The organism is Maritalea sp., assembly GCF_051251695.1.
Taxonomy (GTDB): domain Bacteria; phylum Pseudomonadota; class Alphaproteobacteria; order Rhizobiales; family Devosiaceae; genus Maritalea.
Genome location: NZ_JBPOEU010000111.1, coordinates 1 through 2,089, shown reverse-complemented (window position 1 = coordinate 2,089; position 2,089 = coordinate 1). Strand labels below are relative to the sequence as shown.

General features: G+C 51.0%; 2 protein-coding genes. Both read right to left on the bottom strand.

The window, feature by feature from the left end:
• Positions 1-878: 878 nt before the first annotated feature.
• A complete protein-coding gene (locus ACSHWX_RS18545; RefSeq protein ID WP_435669688.1) occupies positions 879-1,274 on the bottom strand; it encodes a YidH family protein in 396 nt (131 codons plus the stop codon).
• Between the two features lie 63 nt (positions 1,275-1,337).
• The coding region (locus ACSHWX_RS18540; RefSeq protein ID WP_435669687.1) for a MarC family protein at positions 1,338-2,089 on the bottom strand (752 nt) is incomplete at its 5' end.

Below are 2,089 nucleotides of genomic sequence, written 5' to 3'. Positions count from 1 at the left end.
TGCGGGACTATCCAGCCTTTTGCTGACGCAGCTATTGTTAACGCAAAAAATCCTCGCATCTGCAGCACACCTGTCGCCGCGTTGCAGCTCATTTCGCAATAGCGGTCGTTGAACCCCACCGCGAGACACCAAAACCAAACCGCCCCTTCGCTGCGGTTGGTCTCAACAATCAAGACGCGGACGAAGCCGCCTGATCCTGTCGTTCGACAACAGCGTCACAACAGACATTCTAGTGCCGATCCCTTGCCCTTGAACAGACGCGTCCCTTGAGACTCCGATATGTGCCACATTGTGAATACCTTCGAGTCTTAAAGGGCTCTGATGATGTGACCACCCTCCCGACAGCATCCCCAGAGCTCGATGAACGCTTGGAATTTCTGGCAGATTGCGAAGGTACGCAATTTCATGTTTGAAGCCTCAGGTTTGTATCAAAATATTGCCGCTTTGCCCGCATCTTGAAGAACGGAGTCCGTCCTCTCGGCAACGCATATTTCGTATTCTGCCGTCCCCGGCGTCAACTGCTGTTCATTTTGGCAGAAATTATTAACCGCAGTTTCGACGGAGGCCGTACTGTTGGCATCTGTGCAGGCAAACACTGTGAGAAGCATCAAGCCAACGGCCGCGCCAATTGAAGTTCTGCTAAGCTGAGATGGCGTATACATATGAGAGTTCCTTTGTGTGCTGCTTGGGGACAAAAGAGTTCCTCAAGCTGATGACTTGATTGTTTGCAAACGCAACGTATGGCGGATTAATTATGGCAAAGGTGAAACAACAACATTTAATCGTAGCAGGGCAGTTTTGCAGGCCCTGCGAAGATGTCAGACATGGGCAAACACCGACATTGATCTATCGGAAATTCTTACTTGAACTATCCCATCTTACACCCCCAGAATTACGGCAAGTAGCGCAAGAGCACCAAGAACCGCTACCAGTGTCTGAACGACCCTAGTTCCTGACACGGGCATTTCAGGATAATGCTTCGCAAGCTGGCGTAGATCCCGTCGATGTTCGATCCGCCCTGTCGCCAGTGTTGTTAACCCAATCAAGATCAGAACGATCCCGAATTCCCGGGGACCGATCACTGATGCTCCGCCGTCAGTTTTTTCCATTTCAAAGCTGAAGAACTTGTACACCGAAAACCCAAATGTGATCATGGAAGCTCCTGTTCGAACCCATGCCATCAATGTGCGCTCATAAGCGATACGCGTCCGCTCAAGAGCCAAACGGTTCCCCAGTGAAAGCATGGTGGCATCTTGTGGCTGATCTGAAAGCATACCAATTCTTTCCTTGTTGAACTATTTCTCTATCAGGGAACCGATTAAGTGAAAAAGCACCGCCTATAGGGCACCCATCGCCAATAGCGACTGACGTATGATTTGAAGACCCAAAGCGACCTGCACCACGCTCAGCACGGCCCCTAGAATCGCCAGTACAATACCCAGCGTAGCCAGTACCTTGCGGGCAAACAGCATAGCCAAGAAATTCAACAACAAGATCACAACTACGATCAAACCTATTTGAAGCTGGCTTTTCACATCTGGCGCGAAGGCCAGAAACACGATCAGCGCGGCAATGCCGTAGGGCGTTACAATCACTGGGAAGGCGAGCGGGTCCAGAGCGAGTTTCATCGATGGCTTTGTCTTAGCCCCTACCGCCGCCTCGTGCGTTGAAAAGGAGAATTGTCGCACAGTGTCCTGAATGGCGACCAGAAACAGAATAACCCCGGCGGCGAGTGCAAGAATCGGAAGCGGGACGCTATGTTTTCTCAGGATCATTTCTCCGAGCAGACCCGCAATCAAAAGTGCGATGCCCGAAAATATGATTGCATTGCGTGCAATCTCCTTTTCCAGTGTCCGATCCGCGCCCTCTGTGACTTTCACAAACGGGCCAATGATCTTGGTGGGCCCGAGCATCAGGAAAAGGAACGTAACGACATGCGCCATCGGAAAGTAGATAGTCTCCCCGGATAGCGAAACTGTCGGCTCCGCCTTGGCACCCGTGGTCATCGTCCAGAAGAAAATGAACGCCAACGTCGCTGTAGTCGCAAACACTGAAAACAAGTTGCTTTTTCTCTGGAAAACAAACACCC

Excerpts from the sequence above, each read along its gene's own strand:
- ACSHWX_RS18545 (WP_435669688.1), bottom strand. The coding sequence starts at position 1,274 with ATGCTTTCAGATCAGCCACAAGATGCCACCATGCTTTCACTGGGGAAC.